Origin of the sequence: Streptomyces sp. NPDC002088 (genome assembly GCF_040296605.1) — a bacterium.
GTDB lineage: Bacteria > Actinomycetota > Actinomycetes > Streptomycetales > Streptomycetaceae > Streptomyces.
On the sequence record NZ_JBEOXO010000050.1, the window covers coordinates 1 to 15600 of the forward strand.

The 15600-nt window shown below is 69.9% G+C and carries 15 protein-coding genes and 1 pseudogene; 6 read left to right on the forward strand and 10 right to left on the reverse strand.

The features are described 5' to 3' along the window. Positions 1-193 precede the first annotated feature (193 nt). Positions 194-319, forward strand: a pseudogene (locus ABT114_RS50825) (DUF6207 family protein); the annotation flags it as partial. Between the two features lie 111 nt (positions 320-430). Here ABT114_RS50825 and ABT114_RS47905 read toward each other — a convergent pair. The 3 genes from ABT114_RS47905 to ABT114_RS47915 are packed head-to-tail and all read right to left on the reverse strand — an operon-like array spanning position 431 to position 2362. Next, complete coding sequence (locus tag ABT114_RS47905) at positions 431-1243, reverse strand: hypothetical protein (protein ID WP_351153019.1); 813 nt, start codon at positions 1241-1243, stop codon at positions 431-433. Between the two features lie 10 nt (positions 1244-1253). Continuing rightward, a complete protein-coding gene (locus ABT114_RS47910) occupies positions 1254-2141 on the reverse strand; it encodes a SigE family RNA polymerase sigma factor (RefSeq protein ID WP_351153021.1) in 888 nt (295 codons plus the stop codon). Beyond that, positions 2138-2362 (reverse strand): hypothetical protein, encoded by a 225-nt coding sequence (locus ABT114_RS47915; protein ID WP_351153024.1) that lies wholly within the window; start codon positions 2360-2362, stop codon positions 2138-2140. The genes ABT114_RS47910 and ABT114_RS47915 overlap by 4 nt, the downstream gene beginning before the upstream one ends. A 1400-nt stretch (positions 2363-3762) precedes the next feature. Here ABT114_RS47915 and ABT114_RS47920 point away from each other — a divergent pair. Then, positions 3763-4638: a hypothetical protein gene (locus tag ABT114_RS47920; protein ID WP_351153027.1), complete on the forward strand. Its 876-nt coding sequence runs from the start codon at positions 3763-3765 to the stop codon at positions 4636-4638. Positions 4639-5252: 614 nt separating this feature from the next. Here the strand turns inward: ABT114_RS47920 and ABT114_RS47925 are convergent. From ABT114_RS47925 to ABT114_RS47940, 4 genes are all read right to left on the reverse strand, one after another. Continuing rightward, complete coding sequence (locus ABT114_RS47925; protein ID WP_351153030.1) at positions 5253-5447, reverse strand: hypothetical protein; 195 nt, start codon at positions 5445-5447, stop codon at positions 5253-5255. Positions 5448-5616: 169 nt separating this feature from the next. Further along, entirely contained in the window at positions 5617-5892 is a 276-nt protein-coding gene (locus ABT114_RS47930; protein WP_351153033.1) for a hypothetical protein, read from the reverse strand. Positions 5893-6147: 255 nt separating this feature from the next. Further along, positions 6148-6351 (reverse strand): hypothetical protein, encoded by a 204-nt coding sequence (locus ABT114_RS47935; RefSeq protein ID WP_351153035.1) that lies wholly within the window; start codon positions 6349-6351, stop codon positions 6148-6150. Positions 6352-6407: 56 nt separating this feature from the next. Then, positions 6408-6713, reverse strand: coding sequence for a DUF6247 family protein (locus ABT114_RS47940; protein ID WP_351153038.1), 306 nt, complete (start codon positions 6711-6713; stop codon positions 6408-6410). Positions 6714-6921: 208 nt separating this feature from the next. On the opposite strand from ABT114_RS47940, the gene ABT114_RS47945 reads away from it, so the two are divergent. Further along, positions 6922-7620 carry an IMP cyclohydrolase gene (locus ABT114_RS47945; protein ID WP_351153041.1) on the forward strand — a complete coding sequence of 233 codons (699 nt, stop codon included), beginning with the start codon at positions 6922-6924 and terminating at the stop codon, positions 7618-7620. 329 nt (positions 7621-7949) lie between these two features. Here the strand turns inward: ABT114_RS47945 and lanKC are convergent, their stop codons facing one another. The 3 genes from lanKC to ABT114_RS47960 form a co-directional block, all read right to left on the reverse strand. Continuing rightward, a complete protein-coding gene (gene lanKC, locus ABT114_RS47950; RefSeq protein WP_351153044.1) occupies positions 7950-10490 on the reverse strand; it encodes a class III lanthionine synthetase LanKC in 2541 nt (846 codons plus the stop codon). A gap of 831 nt (positions 10491-11321) precedes the next feature. After that, complete coding sequence (locus ABT114_RS47955; protein WP_351153047.1) at positions 11322-12329, reverse strand: DNA polymerase Y family protein; 1008 nt, start codon at positions 12327-12329, stop codon at positions 11322-11324. A gap of 304 nt (positions 12330-12633) precedes the next feature. Beyond that, complete coding sequence (locus ABT114_RS47960; RefSeq protein ID WP_351153049.1) at positions 12634-13323, reverse strand: TetR/AcrR family transcriptional regulator; 690 nt, start codon at positions 13321-13323, stop codon at positions 12634-12636. Between the two features lie 101 nt (positions 13324-13424). Here ABT114_RS47960 and ABT114_RS47965 point away from each other — a divergent pair, with 101 nt between their 5' ends. The 3 genes from ABT114_RS47965 to ABT114_RS47975 all read left to right on the forward strand — a co-directional run bounded on the left by ABT114_RS47965 (position 13425) and on the right by ABT114_RS47975 (position 15549). After that, complete coding sequence (locus ABT114_RS47965) at positions 13425-14363, forward strand: NADP-dependent oxidoreductase (RefSeq protein WP_351153052.1); 939 nt, start codon at positions 13425-13427, stop codon at positions 14361-14363. Between the two features lie 41 nt (positions 14364-14404). Further along, positions 14405-15085: an SDR family NAD(P)-dependent oxidoreductase gene (locus ABT114_RS47970; protein ID WP_351153055.1), complete on the forward strand. Its 681-nt coding sequence runs from the start codon at positions 14405-14407 to the stop codon at positions 15083-15085. Positions 15086-15177: 92 nt separating this feature from the next. Further along, positions 15178-15549, forward strand: a complete 372-nt coding sequence (locus ABT114_RS47975; protein ID WP_351153057.1) for a DoxX family protein — start codon at positions 15178-15180, stop codon at positions 15547-15549. The last annotated feature ends 51 nt before the right edge of the window (positions 15550-15600 follow it).

Here is a 15600-nt window from a genome sequence, read left to right on the forward strand (position 1 = left end):
CCGGCCCCTGGGGGGCGGCCCCCCGCGACGCACCAAACGGCATCAACCCCCCCGAAAAGGCGGGGGCCAGCCGATTAAAAATGTATAAACAAACCCCCCCCCCCCACCCCCGCCGGCCCCCCCCCCCCACGCCTGTTTGCCTGTTCGTTCGGCTCGCAAGGCACTACGGAGTTAGTTCGGAGAAGTCGCGGCCGCCGACGACGAGACCGCGTTCGCGATCCAGGAGCTGCTCGCCGCGCGGTGGGCGATCGCTCCGGCGGACCGTACGATCCGGGAGCCCGGCGAGCCCGGCGTGCGGCTGCGTTGCTTCCTGGACCTGTGCCAGGAACCCGGCGCGTGGCAGCCCGTGCTGGCGGCTGCGGCACGCGGAAGCGGGCCAGCTCCGGCTGGCGAGGGCACCGGCCGGGGGTGCGGACGAGCATGGTCGGGTTCATCCTGTGGCGGGTTCTACGGCGGTGTCACGGGCGTGTGCGCCGTTGGTGCGGGTGGTGCGCCTTCGGCTGGGCAGGGCGGGGTTGACGATGCGGGCCATGCGGCGGGTCCAGGGCGGGGTGAGGGCGAGGATGAAGCTGACGCGGTCGGCGAAGCGGGGCTCGGGGACGGGGATTTCGATGCCGGGGTGGCGGCGCTGGCCGTGGGTGACGGCTTGGGCAACGTAGTTGGTGATGGCGTCGGCCCGGTGGGTGCGTGGTCGTTGGCCGGGCGTGGCGAGGTGGCTGAGGATGCGCAGGACGGTGGGGATGCTGGCGTCGAAGCGGAATTCGTGCTGCGTGCAGGCGCCAGTGACGGTGAGGGTGTCGGAGTCGTCGGCTGCCTCGAGGCCGGTCTGGTCGTACCAGAAGGCGGCGGCGTGGGTTTCTCCGCGGGCGTGGTGGTGCAGGGAGAGGCAGTAGGCGGCCGGGGTGTGTCCGGCGCCGGCGGCGTACTGCCACCAGAATCGTGCGCCGTCGTCGACGCCGGCGAGGTGGAGTGCGCAGCCCAGCAGCCAGGCGCCGCGGGGTTCGGGGAGCTGGTCGGTGAGGAACTGAAGAGCGCCGGGGGCGGCGGTGGTGACGACGACGTCGCAGAGGTGGTCGAGGTCCCGGACGGCGGCGGTGTCGGCTGTCGGCTCCTCGGGCAGCGGGGTGACTGCGGCGTGGCCGGAATCGAGGTAGGTGCAGTCTTCGTAGGCGACGGTGTCGGCGGGCACGCTGGGGTGGTGGACGAGGCGGGCGCGGGCAAGGAGGGCGTCGATGGGGGGCATGGCGGCTGGGTCACTCCCAGGGGCTGTGTGGGCTGAGCAGGCGTTCGAGGGCGGCGCGGGCGTGGTGGTCGACAGCGTGGGCCATGGCGGGGCTCAGGCCGAGGACGTCGGGGATCTGTTCGCAGGGCATGTCGCAGAGGTAGCGCAGCACCGCCACGTCCATCTGGTCGTGCGGGAGCCGGCCGATCGCGTCGAAGAGGTCGACGAGTTCGCTGAGGACGACGAAGTGGCCGGGCACGGCGTCGTGGACTTCGGCGGTGGAGAAGACGGCGGCGCGCAGGTCGGGGGCGTTGTCGTGGTGGCGGTGGGCGCGGGCCATGACCCGTGCGCGCAGCAGACGCCAGGCGTAGCGGCGGATGTTCTCGCCGGTGACGGCCTCGCTCCAGCACAGCCAGAGGATGTCGAAGGTCTCCGCGACCACCCAGCGGGCGCGGTCGTCGGTGAGCAGGAAGGCGCGGGCGTAGGCGGTGTAGGCGTCCATCTGGGCCTCGGTGAACGCCCGGTGGGCCAGGGGCGGGGGTTCGGGCTGGAGGGCGACCTGCTGTATGCACTGCGTGATCCAGCCGGGTTCCTTGTGCGCTTCGCGTGCCGCCGCGGTCCACAGCCGGCGCATCGGCTGAACGGGCAGTCCCAGGGCGCGGATCACACTGAAAGTGATCTCCCAGGCGGGGTAGTAGCCGTTGCCGCGCAGCAGTTCGCTGATCCGCGTCTTGGAGAAGCCGGAGCGGTCGACGAGGTCGTCGAGAGTCAGGCCACTGGCGAAGAGGAAGCCGCGGACCGGCTCCAGCCAGGCCCGGTGCGCCAGGCCCGCGGTCTCGGAGATCGGGGCCGGCTTGCGGCCCCGCCTGCCGGAGGTATCCGGTGGGTGCGGCTGGTCGGCGTCAGGGGACCAGATCATCGGGGCGGCTCCTGTCCGCCGCCCGCAGCGGCGGGGCCGGGATCGGCCGGCGGGCGGGAGCCGTCGGGCGCGGTCAGGGCCTGGACTATCTGCTGCACGAGCAGGCCCAGGGACGGGAGCAGGGCAGCCACGGCCGTGACCTGTCCCAGCACGGTCATCACCGTGCTCCACGTGAGGACCGTCGCCAGGACAGCAACGGTCACCACCTTCTTACTCGACATCGCACTCGGTTTCTGTGAGCAGTTCACACACCAACAGCCTTTCCTGACCGCGGTGCTGAAGCGCCGTCAGGAAGGCGCCGCCAGCATTACGCGCCCACCCCGGGCCACGCCACGTGATCACGGAGTTACGGAACAATGCGTCGAAAGCGCCGGGGCCCGCTACCCCGCGCCACCCTCGGCCCAGGGCCGGAGCTAAAGATGTTTCAACCCTTTGAGGGGGAAACATCACTTCTGCCGACGCCCGGCCGCGTATCCCCCATCATGGAAAGCCGAGGCGCCACTCGACGCCGCACCAGACCGTGCGGTCCCCTGTGCTGAAGAAACACCCCAAGAGGGGACCGCACGGCACCCCCTCCCCCGACCCCGAGCACGACCGGCACACCCGGGCACGCCGACGCGGCCCGCAGGCCCCCTGTACGACGAGGGTGCCCTCACCGTCGCCCTTTTTTCCTGGCTCGGCACCGGATCGGCGATCGCCGGTAGGTGTGCCGAGGATGCCGTGGTCGCGACGCAAGGGTTGGCCGCGGCAACCGATGCTGCTGGCTTGTGCCGCCACAACCCACAAGCCGCGGACTCTACGCCCTCGCGCGAAACGAAGACGCCTGCCGCTGGCGCCGCGATCGAGCGCGCGCTTCCGTAATTTCGCCCCGGATGTGGCCAGTGCCCGAATCCGATGGAATCCTGTGCTTACATGCCGTGAAGAGTTGTCCGTTGCGAGGGGGCGCGGATGCAGGTGTGCCCGGCTGTCGTGATCAGGGGCGGGACCGCTACAGCGGCTGCCGTGGTGGTGGTCCTGGGCTTCGGAGCCGCGGGGTGCGGTACGTCGGGCGGGCCACCTGGCGGAAACACACCTGGCGGAGTGCGGACGCCGGGAGTGACTTCGTCCGCAGTGACGGTCCCCGGTCAGAACGGCGGCGGAGGATCTGTCGGCGGTCAAGATGGCGGGAGCGGATCCGTCGGCGGTCAAGATGGCGGGAGCGGATCCGTCGGCAGCCAGGACAACGGTGGTGCGGCGGATGGGGACCTGGGTATTCCCCCCGTGGAAGCGCCGCCGCCGGATACCGGGCCAATCGATGGGCCCGGCTCCGGTGTCAGCGGCAGCCCCCCGTCCCCATCGCAAGTACCAACGCCCTCATGCAGCCCAACACCGGCCCCAGACGAGACCTGTTCGGCAGCTCCGACTACGCCGGAGAACAACGTGTCACCCGAGGAGAGCTGACGGGATGTGCGCAGCCGCGTCCCAGGGTCGATCGGACCTCCCCGCTTCGCCGAGCCCGCGCGCCCGCCCGCCCTCGCACCGCCGCGTCGTCCGCCGTGGGCCTGCACCCAATCGTCTCCGCCGCCTCCGGTACAGACGCGCTCCAGGTCCTCCCGCTCCACAGACCGACACCCGCAGCCGCATGGAACTCATCAACTCAGCTGTCGGGGCGACATCGTTCATCGGCGCCCTGATGCTCTACGCGGGCTACATCTACACCAACGCCTACTTCGGCTACTTCCACCTGGACAGCCTCGCCATGGGCTTCAGCACCTTCGAGCTGGTGATGCGCAGCCTGCGGCTCGCCGCCATGCCCGCTCTCGAAGTCATGGCCCTGGCACTCCTGGTACCGGCCATTCCCCGGCTGTTGATCGCCCTGCGCCTCCCCGAGCGTCACCTCCGCCGCAGCCACGAACTCGGGCGCGCGATAGCGCGGGCTTACCTCGGGTTCGTCGCCGCGGGTGTCGTCCTGATGCTGCTGTGGCGCTGGATCCAGCCCTATGCCTGGTCAGCGCCCCTGCTCGTGGCGGCGGGGCTGCTCCTCGGCCAGACCCGCGCCGCCGCGCCCGCCAGCGAGTCACGCAGATCGTCATGGGAGCGTACCGTGTCCCTTTCAGTCGCAGGTCTCTTCCTGATCTGGGTGGTGGCCCTAGTAGCCGGACAGCTCGGCCGTCAGGACGCGCGCCGTGACACCGACCAGTTGGTGCGCCGCGTGGCCGTGGTCGTACTGAGCACCGACCCATTGAGCATCGCTCCGCCGGGACCGCACGTAGAGGATCTGGGACGTGGCGCGCACTACCGGTATCGCTACAGCGGACTACGGTTACTGATCGAACGTGATCACCGGTACTACCTGCTGCGGCTGGGATGGCAGAAGTCCACGGACCCCACTTACATCATCGAGGATGACGACACCATCCGCATCGAACTCAGGCCCGGCACCCAGACGCGAGCCCTTGATCAAGGGTGTTCTCGCTACTCCGAAACCGCACAGCCGTTCCGGCTCGGGTGCCGATGAGTTCACCTCGGCGACCTACCCCGCTCCGAAGCCACCAACAATCGGGACGGTATCCATCACGTTGACCTGGGCGGTCAATCTTCGGTGGCACAAACTGAGCAGTGGTCAGCCTCGATTCGTCTGCGGGTTCGGTGGCTGATCGGTGCGACTGTTCGCCCGTAATGTCCTCTTCCGTTGGAGGACGGGCCGTCGCGTGACGCCGCGGGATGGCCGGCTTCCTGCCGGAGTTGCTCCACAACGGCCCGTCCCCACCCGTATGGCGCCCCGTGCAGGACCCCGGCCTGGAAGTCGGATGGATGCACTCTGCACACCCGTAACCGCTCATTGCGCAGGCCTGCACAATGCCCCGACCACGGACCTGACCACGGCCATTAGGACCCCTACCACAGACCCGACCATCACAGGTCACGGCGTTGCGCAGGCCATCCGGCCGGAACCTGCTCAATCGGGCGCACGATTGCGCATCGCACGAAGCCAGCCAGGCAGCCGGACTGCGCAGGCTGCGCACTCCGAACGGCAGCTGTACGCATCGCCGCCACCCGCGAGAGGCTCCTGCACAGTGGTTACGGAAGCGAATGCGCAGACCGATTGCGCGGGTTCAAGATCAAGAGGCTCTAGAAGCCGACACCCCCTGCGCCCAACGGGCGGCGGCCTGGCGGTGACACCTGCGCCACCTCGTCCTCGACAGCTGGGGCGAGCGGCTCGTCGGCGGCCCGCTCCGCGGCCGTACGGCCGCGTGAGTCGCTCGTTGGCGACTGCTCCTGAGTGGGGCGGGGGCCGGTGCCCAGAGGACGGCGCGTGGTGTGCATTGGGTGAGTCTGCCAGGCAGTGATCTACTCGGAGGGCAGGCGGTCGCGGCTGGTTCGGGGCAGGCCGGACCAGGGCCGCCCAGCCCCGACCATGGGCCCGACCACAGCAGGTCACAGCAGTGCGCACCGGATCGCGTAGCTACTGCGCAGGCTGGGGCTGCGGAAGCGGTCAGGGGCTGTCGCCGGACCAGTCGAAGCGGCCCGCATCGCCGGGGCGCGGGTCGTACAGTGCGCGGCCGCCAGCGCCGAACTGACCGAGCTCCGTGGGCAGGGCGGCGCCGGTGGCAATCTCCTCCGGCGGCCAGTCGGTGACGTCCAGGAGCAGGCCGTCCAAGGGTCCGCCGACCAGTTCGACGTAGGTGTGCCCGAGGCGAGGGCCCGGGTCGGGGTCGTCGTGGTCGTGGCCGTAGACCCGGCCGCGCAGCAGCTGCTCATCGCCGTTCATGGCATGCAGCCTTCCAGCCGCCACTGACAGCGCGAGCCTGCTCAGGACCGCCCCGGTGTGCCTGTGACGGCGAGATCGAAGGACGGCGGTCAGGTATCGATCCAGGTTGGCTGTCACAGGGGGTCATGCGGCGGACTCGGGGCGGTGGCGCCATCCCGTGCGTCTACACCGCCCACGCACTGACCTCCGGCCCGCCGATGTCCCCCTGCTGACGCCGCCTCCGTTCTGAGGACTGCGCGCTTTCGGTCGAGGCGGTCAGCCGAGCCAGACGATGTCCAGGACAGACAGGTGGCGCAGGGCGCGGCTGGCGAAGAAGATGACGGACAGCTGGCCGACGGAAGCAATCCGGACGTCCTCGCCCTCCGGGTCGCCAGCGTCCCACTGCGGGAAGCCCCACGGGTTCCCGGCCGCGGCGTCCAGGACATCCCAGGCCATCTCTTCCGCGTGCTCGGGCAGCACGGTAAGTACCTTCGCCGCTGGCGGCGACAACCGGACCGCGTACGGCGGCTGACTGGTCACCGGCGCTTGCCTCGGATGTCCTCCAGGTCCACAAAGCCGCTCTCGTCGCGGCCGGAGGCTAGGAACGCGTCGACCGCCGGGGCGGAGGCGACGCGGGCCTGCCAGACCTGGACAACCTCGTACAGGGTCTTGAGGGAGAAGGTGCAGCGGGACTCCTCCAACGCCGTCGCCCACTCCCGCTCGAAGGCCGGCACCCAGGTGTCAGCGCGATGGTCGGCGCGCAGCTGCGCAAGCAGCTCGGCAGGAGCGCCGGGCGCGGGTGCGTACGGCGTGACGGGTACGTGCTCGGGCTGCGCGCTCATCGGCTGTTCCTCCCCGCAGGTCCTACCGCCACGGTACGCGCGCAGCCCGGCGGCGGAGACGGACATGCGGCGATCGCCTGCTGCCGGCTCACGACCGGGCCACGACCTGCGCCTGCTCGTGCGGGGCAGGCTGCATTTCCCATGATCCGCTTGGATGTCACCGTCGAACTCGCGACGCGAAGCCATGATGCAAAGGGGCGCAACCACAGTGGACTTGCTGAACGACGCACTGACGGACAATTCCTACCCTGGCCGCGGCGTGGTGTGGTGCACAACCGGCGACGGCACCACGCTCGGCGCTTACTTCCTCACCGGGCGCAGCCGGGCCTCCCAGGCCCGCACTCTGCACCGTACCTCTGCAGGTGAACTGATCGTCGCTCCCTCCGACGCCCGCGAGCACGACCACCTCCGACACTACGTCGCCGCCCGTCAGAGCGGGAACTGGCTGGTCTTCGGCAATGGCGAGCAGGTCTCCACGGTGGCCGACCGGCTCACCTCCGGCCAGGCTCCACTCCTAGCCCTGGACGGCCTGGACTACGAACCGGACCCGCCGATCTTCACTCCCCGCCTGACCGTGATCGCGGACAACCACGAGGGCGGTCGGGCCTGGTTCGGCGCCGCGCGACACAGCACCGGGAACCGCACCGCCACCAACCGGCTCACCCTGCACATCAGCGACCTGGCTCCCGGCGAGGGCGTGCTCATGACGACGTACCACTCGGACGGGCAACAGATCGCCACCGGCACCCCGTTCATGGAGATCCGCACGACCGCTGACACCTGCAGCGACCTCCTCGACGAGCTTTGGTCGGCGCTGCCGCCTCAACTCCGCATTGCCGCAGCTGTCTTCACGCCCGGAGAACTCGCGAGTGCCGACATCCGACCAGCCTCAGCCACCCGCGTCTGATCTTCGTCCCGGTGCTGAGCCTTCGGACTCAGCACCGGAGAACCACTAAACAAGATCATCTCAGGAAACAGGCCCAGGCGCCGGGAGCTGGGAAATTACGTGACCGTCCAAACCGCCATCGTCCTCCGGGGCCGGCGGCCACGCCCGTGGGTTCGGCGAACCGCCGAGACGCCGACGGAGCGACAACGGACACCTCGACAACCATGGACGCCGCTGGATGAACGAGCGTGTCCGAAGCCCCCGGAGACAACTCCGACCGGGCCGGCACCCATGCCCGAAAGAGCACCCACCTGCAGTTATTTACGCGTCAGAGTCAAGCTGAGATCAGGTCACGGCGGGTCCAGGAAGGGCAGGTGAACGCGCCGGTCGTGGAGAGCCGCGCCGAGGGCGAACAGGACGCCGGCCGTTCCAGAGCTCAGGTCCATGGACAGGCGCATCAACTGTTCACCGGGAAAGGCGAGTCCGCCGTAGTGGTCGACAGCGTGCCAGGCCAAGCGCCGGATCTGCTCTGCCGCATCCGTGCCGCAGGCTGCCTGCGGGGTGGGGCGAGTAACTGCGTGGTAGAGGACCATGCCGGCCCGACCGTTGAAGAGGCCGGGCTGGACGTAGAAGGGTGACCGGGCCGCGCGTCGGATCGCCTCGGAGGCGGCGCTGAACTCGTCGTCGGCACGGTGGGTCAGGTATCGGTCGAGGACCAGTCCGATTCCCACGCTGCCGCTGGCCAGGTACGGCATGGTCCGCCAGCCTTCATCCACGTGCATCGCGCCGCTGTCGCGGACCGTGCACCGCCGAAGATCCTGGCGCAGGGCGGTGGCCGCCTGGTCGAGCAGTGCGGTGTCCCCGCTGTCCTCGTAGGCGTGGAGAAACAGCAGCGCCGGCCCGGCGGCTCCGTGCATCAGACCGGCGCGCTGGTGACCATCCGCGGTGTCACGCCGGGAGCAGAGCAGGTCGATGACGCGGAAAGCGGCCTGGCGATAGCCGCTGTCGTCAGTGCGGTCGGCGAAGTGCAGCAGATTGAGGCCGATCCCGGCCAGCCCCTCGTCGAGGTCGTCGCCGGAGCTGTCCCATGGCTCCTTCAGGCACAGTTCGAGGACGTCCAGCGCCTTGTTCCGGTAGCCGAGGTGTTCGAGGACGTGGGCGACGCCGTGCAACCCCTGGTAGAACCCAACCCGGGTGCCGTCCTCCACCCGGGTCGCCCGGTCGAGCAGCCACTGCTCGTATGCGGGGAAGCGGCCGGAGCCGGTGGTGTGCAGAGCGTAGAGTACGGCGGCCGCGCCGTGGGCCAGGCTGAGGCCACCGGTGGCAGTGGCGAACTGGGCGGCGTCTGCGGGGAACAGCCGGTCGTCCCGGCCCGGGGTGGCGCTGGCCTCGATCGCCCGGCTGAGGGCCTTTCGGGCGCGCTCCCAGCCGGGCTCGTCCGGGTCGAGCCGGGGGTTGGGGCGCCTAGTCTTCGCCGGTCGGCGGCCGGTGATGGCCGCGACGGCCTCGTTCAGCCAGGGCCTGGGAACCGGGAAGTGCTCGGCGATGATGTCAGCGAAGTGCGCGGCTTTGCCCACGTCCAGGTGCAGCACAGACGTCATCGGCCAGAACAGCTCCAGGCGCAGCACAGCCAGTGCGTAACCGTCGATGGCGAATCCAGTACGGTCCCTGGGTGCCAGAAACCCACGGGCGGCCAGTCGCTGGCGTGGCATCTGATCAACCGGCGCGGATCCTTCGAGGTCCACCAGCACCACCCGCCCGTCCGGGCGGACCAGGATGTTCGACGGGTGCAGGTCACCGAGAACGACACCCTGGTCGTGGACGGCCGCCACCGCCTGCTCGACCCTGCCGTACACCTCCAGCGCCCAGGCGGCGTACGCGGCCGGCTCCAGCTTCTCGATCCCGCTGTCGATCAGCGGATACCTGAGCCGGCATGCCTTACGCAGCGCCGTCCCGTCGACGTACTCCATCGCCAGGAACTCATGCTCGCCGACGGTGAAGTGGCCGAGAGCCCTGGGTACGCACTTCAGCCCGGTCAGCTGTCGCATGATCGCGCCCTCGTGGCGCAGCCGGGCGACGGCATCTTGCCCGTCGCCGGTAAGGCCAGCGTGCGGCCGGGCTTCCTTCAGCACCACCTCCTCGCCAGTGCGCACGTCCCGGCCCCCGTACACGCCACCGCTGTTGGAGTGATGCAGCACACTGTCGACGGTGTAGGGCAGATCGGCCACGGTGACGGCAGCGCGGGCTGCCAGAGAGGGCTGGAGGAAGGCGGGCAGGGTGACCCATCGCGGCATCCGGAAGACCGGCTCACGGATGTCTGGTACGAGCTTCCCGGACGGGTCCGCGATCGCCGGCACGCGGACGCCGTCCTCGCTGGTGCACATCCGCCGGGCGAAGCCGCCGTACCGCACGTACAGCGGGCCGTTGCCGACCCTGAGGTCGCTGAGGATGTACGGACCCGGCTCACCCTCGACCAACCGCCCGAGCTCCATGCACACTGTCTCGAGCTCGGCCTCGTCCGCCGGGTAGATCGTGATCAGCTTCCCGCTGCCGCTCCGGGGCGCGTACTTGGCGTTGCGTCGGAAGACGGCATCGGCATCCGGCAGGAACTTGAATGCGATGCCCCGGCTCAGGCAGTACGACCAGGTGGCCCTCACGAGGCGCTCGGCGTTGTCGAGACGGCCCGAGAGATGGATCTTCCAGCCCTGCGGCGGCAGGCGGCACCCTGGCGGGAAAAGCCTGATCCAATGCTGGTTCCGCGACCGGCGCCAGCCCTCGGGTAGCGCCAAGTCGTCACGGGCGGCGGCTTCGAAAGGGCTGCTCCCAGCGACGCGCGACAGATCGTAGAAGAGCGGATCGGCCTGACAGTACAGGTGGTACTCGGTGATCATGTCCTCGTTCCGCCAGGGCAGGAATGTGGTTTAGCCACTCCTTCCCGAGACGCCCGGACGCGCGATCACTCACCCTGCCATGACACCACTTTCGAGTGATCACGGGCCAGGCTCATTCGGGAGTTGACGCTCCGGAAGCCGTGTCTGACGGCGGCTGCGTGTCACGCAGCAGGGACAAGGACACCTGTGAGGGTGATGGTGCGGTGGCCTTTCCATCAGCAATTCCGTGCTTCACCGGCCGTCGGCAGTGCCTCAGTCGAGCTGGCACGGCGTGGTGAGGCTCAAGGCGTACCAAGCGGGTGTCCATCCGGAGCGGACACCCTCACGGTCCGTTCCCGCCGATGGTCCTGGTGCCGGTGCCGCGGCACCGGCACCATCCGCCAACTGTCCTCCGTCGCTGCTCAGTGACAGAGAAGCAGGCTCACGTCGCTGGTCGGGTCCAGGATCGAGGCATCTGCGGCCTCATCCTCCGGCTCGTCGGCCGCGGACAGGATCTGGAGATCAAGAAGTACCGCTTCCACAACTCCACCTCATTCTCAATGAGCCACCCGTTGCCCCGTCCACGCAGAGTCGGCGCTCACCGGCAGCACAACATCGGTCACCTCATCCACGGATACCAGCAGGCGCTGACCGTCACCAGGCGCACAGACCGATCGAGTGGCGCAAGGACTCCTCCATCACCTACCTGCCGCTCGGCGATCCCCCCGGGTCCCCCGGGCGACGAGGGCGTCGTCGACGGCCTGCACATAGGACCAGTGGGGAAACCCCTGGGGCCACCCCGGCCATCCTGGCGGATCAAGCAGCACAGCCCCACCTCCACGGGATACCGGGTCACGAGGCCCGTCGGAAGACGGCGGCCGGGCCGATGACACCGGGGCCGAACTTGTCACGGACCCGGTCGATGGCCGCCTCGGCAACCAGACGGGCCTCGCGGGCACCGTCGAGGCTGATCTGCTCGGCGACCCGGCCGGCACCGATGAGGTCCTCGCCCTTCAGGACGAGTCCGCTCAGGCGGCCACGCTGGAGGCCGGCGGCGTCCATCAACTGGTAGGCGAGGGCGCGCAAGTCGTCGTCGTGCGCGGACGGCTCGGGAAAGCGCCGGGTCTTCTCCCAGCTGCTGTTGCCGGCGAACGTGAGCGTCAACGTCAGGGCACGCGCCGCCTGATCACGACCGCGCAGGAGCCGCCCGAGCCGGACCACCAGGTCCAGGAGGGCGGCGCGGACGGCGGCGCCGTCCAGGACGTGCCGGTCGAAAACGCAGCGGACGCTCGCGGACGGCGGCAGCGTGCGCGGCACGACCGGGCGTGGATCGATTCCGCGGGCCCGGTCGGCGGCCGTGCGGCCGGCCCGGCCGCCCAGCAGGCGCTGCACCGTGTCACGGGGTACGGCGGCGAGCAGGCCGACACAGTGGATGCCGTACTCGCGCAGTGCTTCAGCCTGGCGGGGGCCGATCCCGTGCAGGGCCTCGACCGGCAAGGGCCCCAGCCAGTCGGTGACCTGATCCGGGTCGATGGCGAGGACACCACCGGGCGCGTCGATCTGGCCGGAGGCGGTGGCCGCCACGGTGATCGACGGGCCGATGCCGACCCGTACATCGACCCCGAGGCGGGAGAGGGTGCGCACCCGCAGGATCTCCCCCAGGCGTCGGACATCAGTGCCGTGATAGCGCAGCGCACCCTTCAGCTCCACCAGCGCAGCGGTGGGCGGCAGGGCCTGCACCACCGGCGAGAGCCCGGACAGCTGCTCCAGGACCTGCCGGTAGAGCTCCTCCGGCAGGCGGTCCGGGCAGCGCACATGCATCACCGTCGACACCTGGCGTGCCGGTACGTCCGCAGTCATGACACCCACCTCCCACACCCCACGTTATCGAACATAAAATCGAACACGCGAGGACGCAGACGGTGGATCACGAGCTGTGACCGGCCAGCACAGTTTGCGAATGGCCACCGCTTTTTGCGAGCGATCCGCGGCAGGCTTGTCCTGTCCCGGTGATGCGTGTCCGGCCCGGGAGCGCTGGCGACATCGCCGCAATCGGCGGTCGCCGCCGGGCCGGTGAGGGCACCGCGCGAGAACGCGACGGACCGCTTCGTGTCTAGCCGCCGACGGCCCGCGCCGTCCGGTCCCGGACGGCGCTCGTTGGGTCTCAGGCAGGGCCGGGGCGGGTGATGCGGACCATGGCGCGGTAGAGGGCGGCGGGTGCGGGGGCGTCCGGCAGCGGCGGGATGGGGGCGTCGGGAGTGGCGTAGGAGCGGAGCATGTGGGCGACGAGCCGTCGCCAGGTGTCGGGGGCGGCGTCGCCGGTGGCGTTGACGACGCCGGCGTTGGCCATGAGCAGGATTACGACGTCCTGGGACGTGAAGTCCTCACGCAGATAGCCGGTGCCTTTCGCGCGGGCGACGAGATCGAGCATGCCGTGGAACGCTTCCGCGCGCCGGGCCTCAAGGGCCTTCGCGGCGGGGAACGTCATGGTGAGGACGTCGGCGAAGCCGCGGTCGGCGGCCTGCATGGCGCAGACGGCGTGGATGTAACCGGCGAAGCCGTGCCAGGGGTCAGGGTCGGCGAGCGCGTCGGTGACCGCTGAGGCGTAGGCGTCCATGCGGTCGGCGAAGACCGCGCTGACCAGTTCCTCGCGGGTGGCGAAGCGGCGGGAGAGGGTGGCTTTGCCCACGCCTGCTTCGCGGGCGACGGAGGCCATCGAGACGCCGAGCCCCTCGGCGGCGAAGAGGCGGCGGGCGGCGACCAGGATGCGGTCCCGGTTGCGTTCGGCATCGACGCGCAGCTCTGTTCCGGGCTGCTGATCCGGGGTTTCGCCCGGCGCTGCGGTGGAGGTCATGACACTCATCCTACCTAAGTGGAACGGGGTGCCCACTTGTGTTGTTACGCTGGGCGGGGTGAAACGGGAAGGCCGTTCCAATTATTGAGAGGTGTTGTGTGATGCGTGCTGTCGCGCTGAAAGAGGTCCCCGCATCCCCGGCCGTGGCCGAGGTCGACGCTCCCCGCCCGGAGGCCGGTGAGCTGCTGGTGAAGGTGGCCGTGTCGTCGGTGAACGGTTTCGACGCCGCGACGGCGGCCGGGTACCTGCAGGGGATGATGGAGCACCGGTTCCCGCTGGTGGTCGGCAAGGACTTCGCGGGCACCGTCGAGGAGCTCGGTGAGGGCGTGGAGGGCTTCGCCGTCGGCGACACAGTGTTCGGCGTGGTGATGAAGCCGTTCCTGGGTACCGGGTCGCTGGCCGAGTACGTGGCCGTATCCGCCGGCTACGGCGTCGCCCACGTCCCCGCGGGCCTGGACATCAGGGACGCGGGGGCGCTTGGCCTGGCCGGTACCGCGGCCTTCGACAGCCTGACCGCCCTGGGCGTCGCCAAGGGCGAGACGATGCTGGTCTCCGGTGCCACCGGCGGGGTCGGCGCGCTGGCCGTGCAGCTCGCCGCCGCCACGGGTGCTCGCGTGATCGCCACAGCCCGCCCCGGCGCCGAGGCCGACTTCATCACCGGCCTGACCGACGCTGACGTCGCCGTGGTGGACTTCGCCGGCGACCTCGCCGCGCAGGTTCGCGCGCTCGCCCCCGAAGGTTTCGACGCGATCATGCACCTGGCCGGCGACGGCGCAGAGCTCGCCGGGCTGCTCAAGCCGGGCGGCCGGATCGCCTCCACAGTAGGCCTCACCCAGGAGGCCGTCACTGGACAGGACGTGACCGTCCACGGCGTCATGGCCGACGCGAACGCCCAGACCCTGACCGCGCTGGCCGAGAAGGCCGCCTCCGGCACGCTGCGCGTCCCGGTCACCGCCATCTTCCCGCTGGAGCAGGCCGCGGACGCGTTCGCCGCGTTCGGCGCAGGGACGCTCGGCAAGATCGCCGTTACCTGCTCCTGACCACCCCGTTTCGCCCGCACCACGGAAAGAAGAGCCTGATCGTGTCCACCATCGCCATCATCGGCGCCGGCCCAGGCATGGGCCTGGCCATCGCCCGCACCTTCGGCAGCCGCGGCTACAACGTCGCGCTGATCGCCCGCAGCAAGGACAAGCTCGACGCCCTGGCCGAGCAACTCGGCGGCGAGGGCATCACCGCCGAGGGCTTTGCCGCCGACGTCATGGACCGGCCCTCCCTGACCGTCGCGCTGGAGGCCGCCAAAGCCCGGTTCGGAGCCATCGACGTGCTGGAGTACTCCCCGGCCCCGCACTCTCCGGTACCCGGCATCACCATGGCCGCCCCGTCCGAGGCGACCGTGGAGAACCTGCAGCCGCAGATCGAGTACTCCTTCTACGGCGCCGTCGAAGCCGCCCGTACGGTCCTGCCCGCGATGCGCGAAGCCGGCGCCGGGACGCTGCTGTTCACCACCGGTGGCGGCTCGGTCGACCCCATCCCGATGCTCGGCAACGTCAACGCCGCCGCCGCGGCCCTGCGTAACTGGGTCATCAACCTCAACAAGGAGCTGGCTGGCAGCGGCGTTCACGCTGCGCACGTCGCGATCGGCGTGTGGATCGGCGAGGGAGGCCCCGCGGGGATTCCCACCGCCACGCCTGAGCAGATCGCCCCCCTGTACTGGGAGCTGCACGAGGCCCGCGACCGCGCCGAGGCCGTCTTCACCGGCTGACCGCAGCCGTCCCCCGGGGAGGGGGCCGCTCCGCAGCGCCCCTCCCCGCCCACTCCCTTCTCGCTATTACGAATTCCGAAGGATCTCCTCCTGTGAACGTCTTCCTGTGGATCGTGCAGGCCCTGCTCGCGCTCATGTTTGCGATGGCCGGTGTCATGAAGTCCACCCAGCCCAAGGAGAAGCTGGCCGAGAAGCTCCCCTGGGTCGCCGACTTCTCCACCGGCACCGTCCGCTTCATCGGCATCGTCGAGTTCGCCGCCGCCCTCGGGCTGATCCTTCCCGCGGCCACCGGTATCGCCCCGGTGCTGACCCCGGTGGCCGCAACCGGCCTGGCCGTGGTGATGGTCCTGGCCATAGTCGTCCACGCCCGCCGCAAGGAACCCTCCGCGATCGGCTTCAACACCGTCCTGCTGATCCTGGCCGTCCTGGTGGCCTGGGGGCGCTTCGGCCCCTACAGCTTCTGACCCCTCGCACGCTCTTCCCCCTCACCTTCCGCATCCCGCCAGGAGACATCA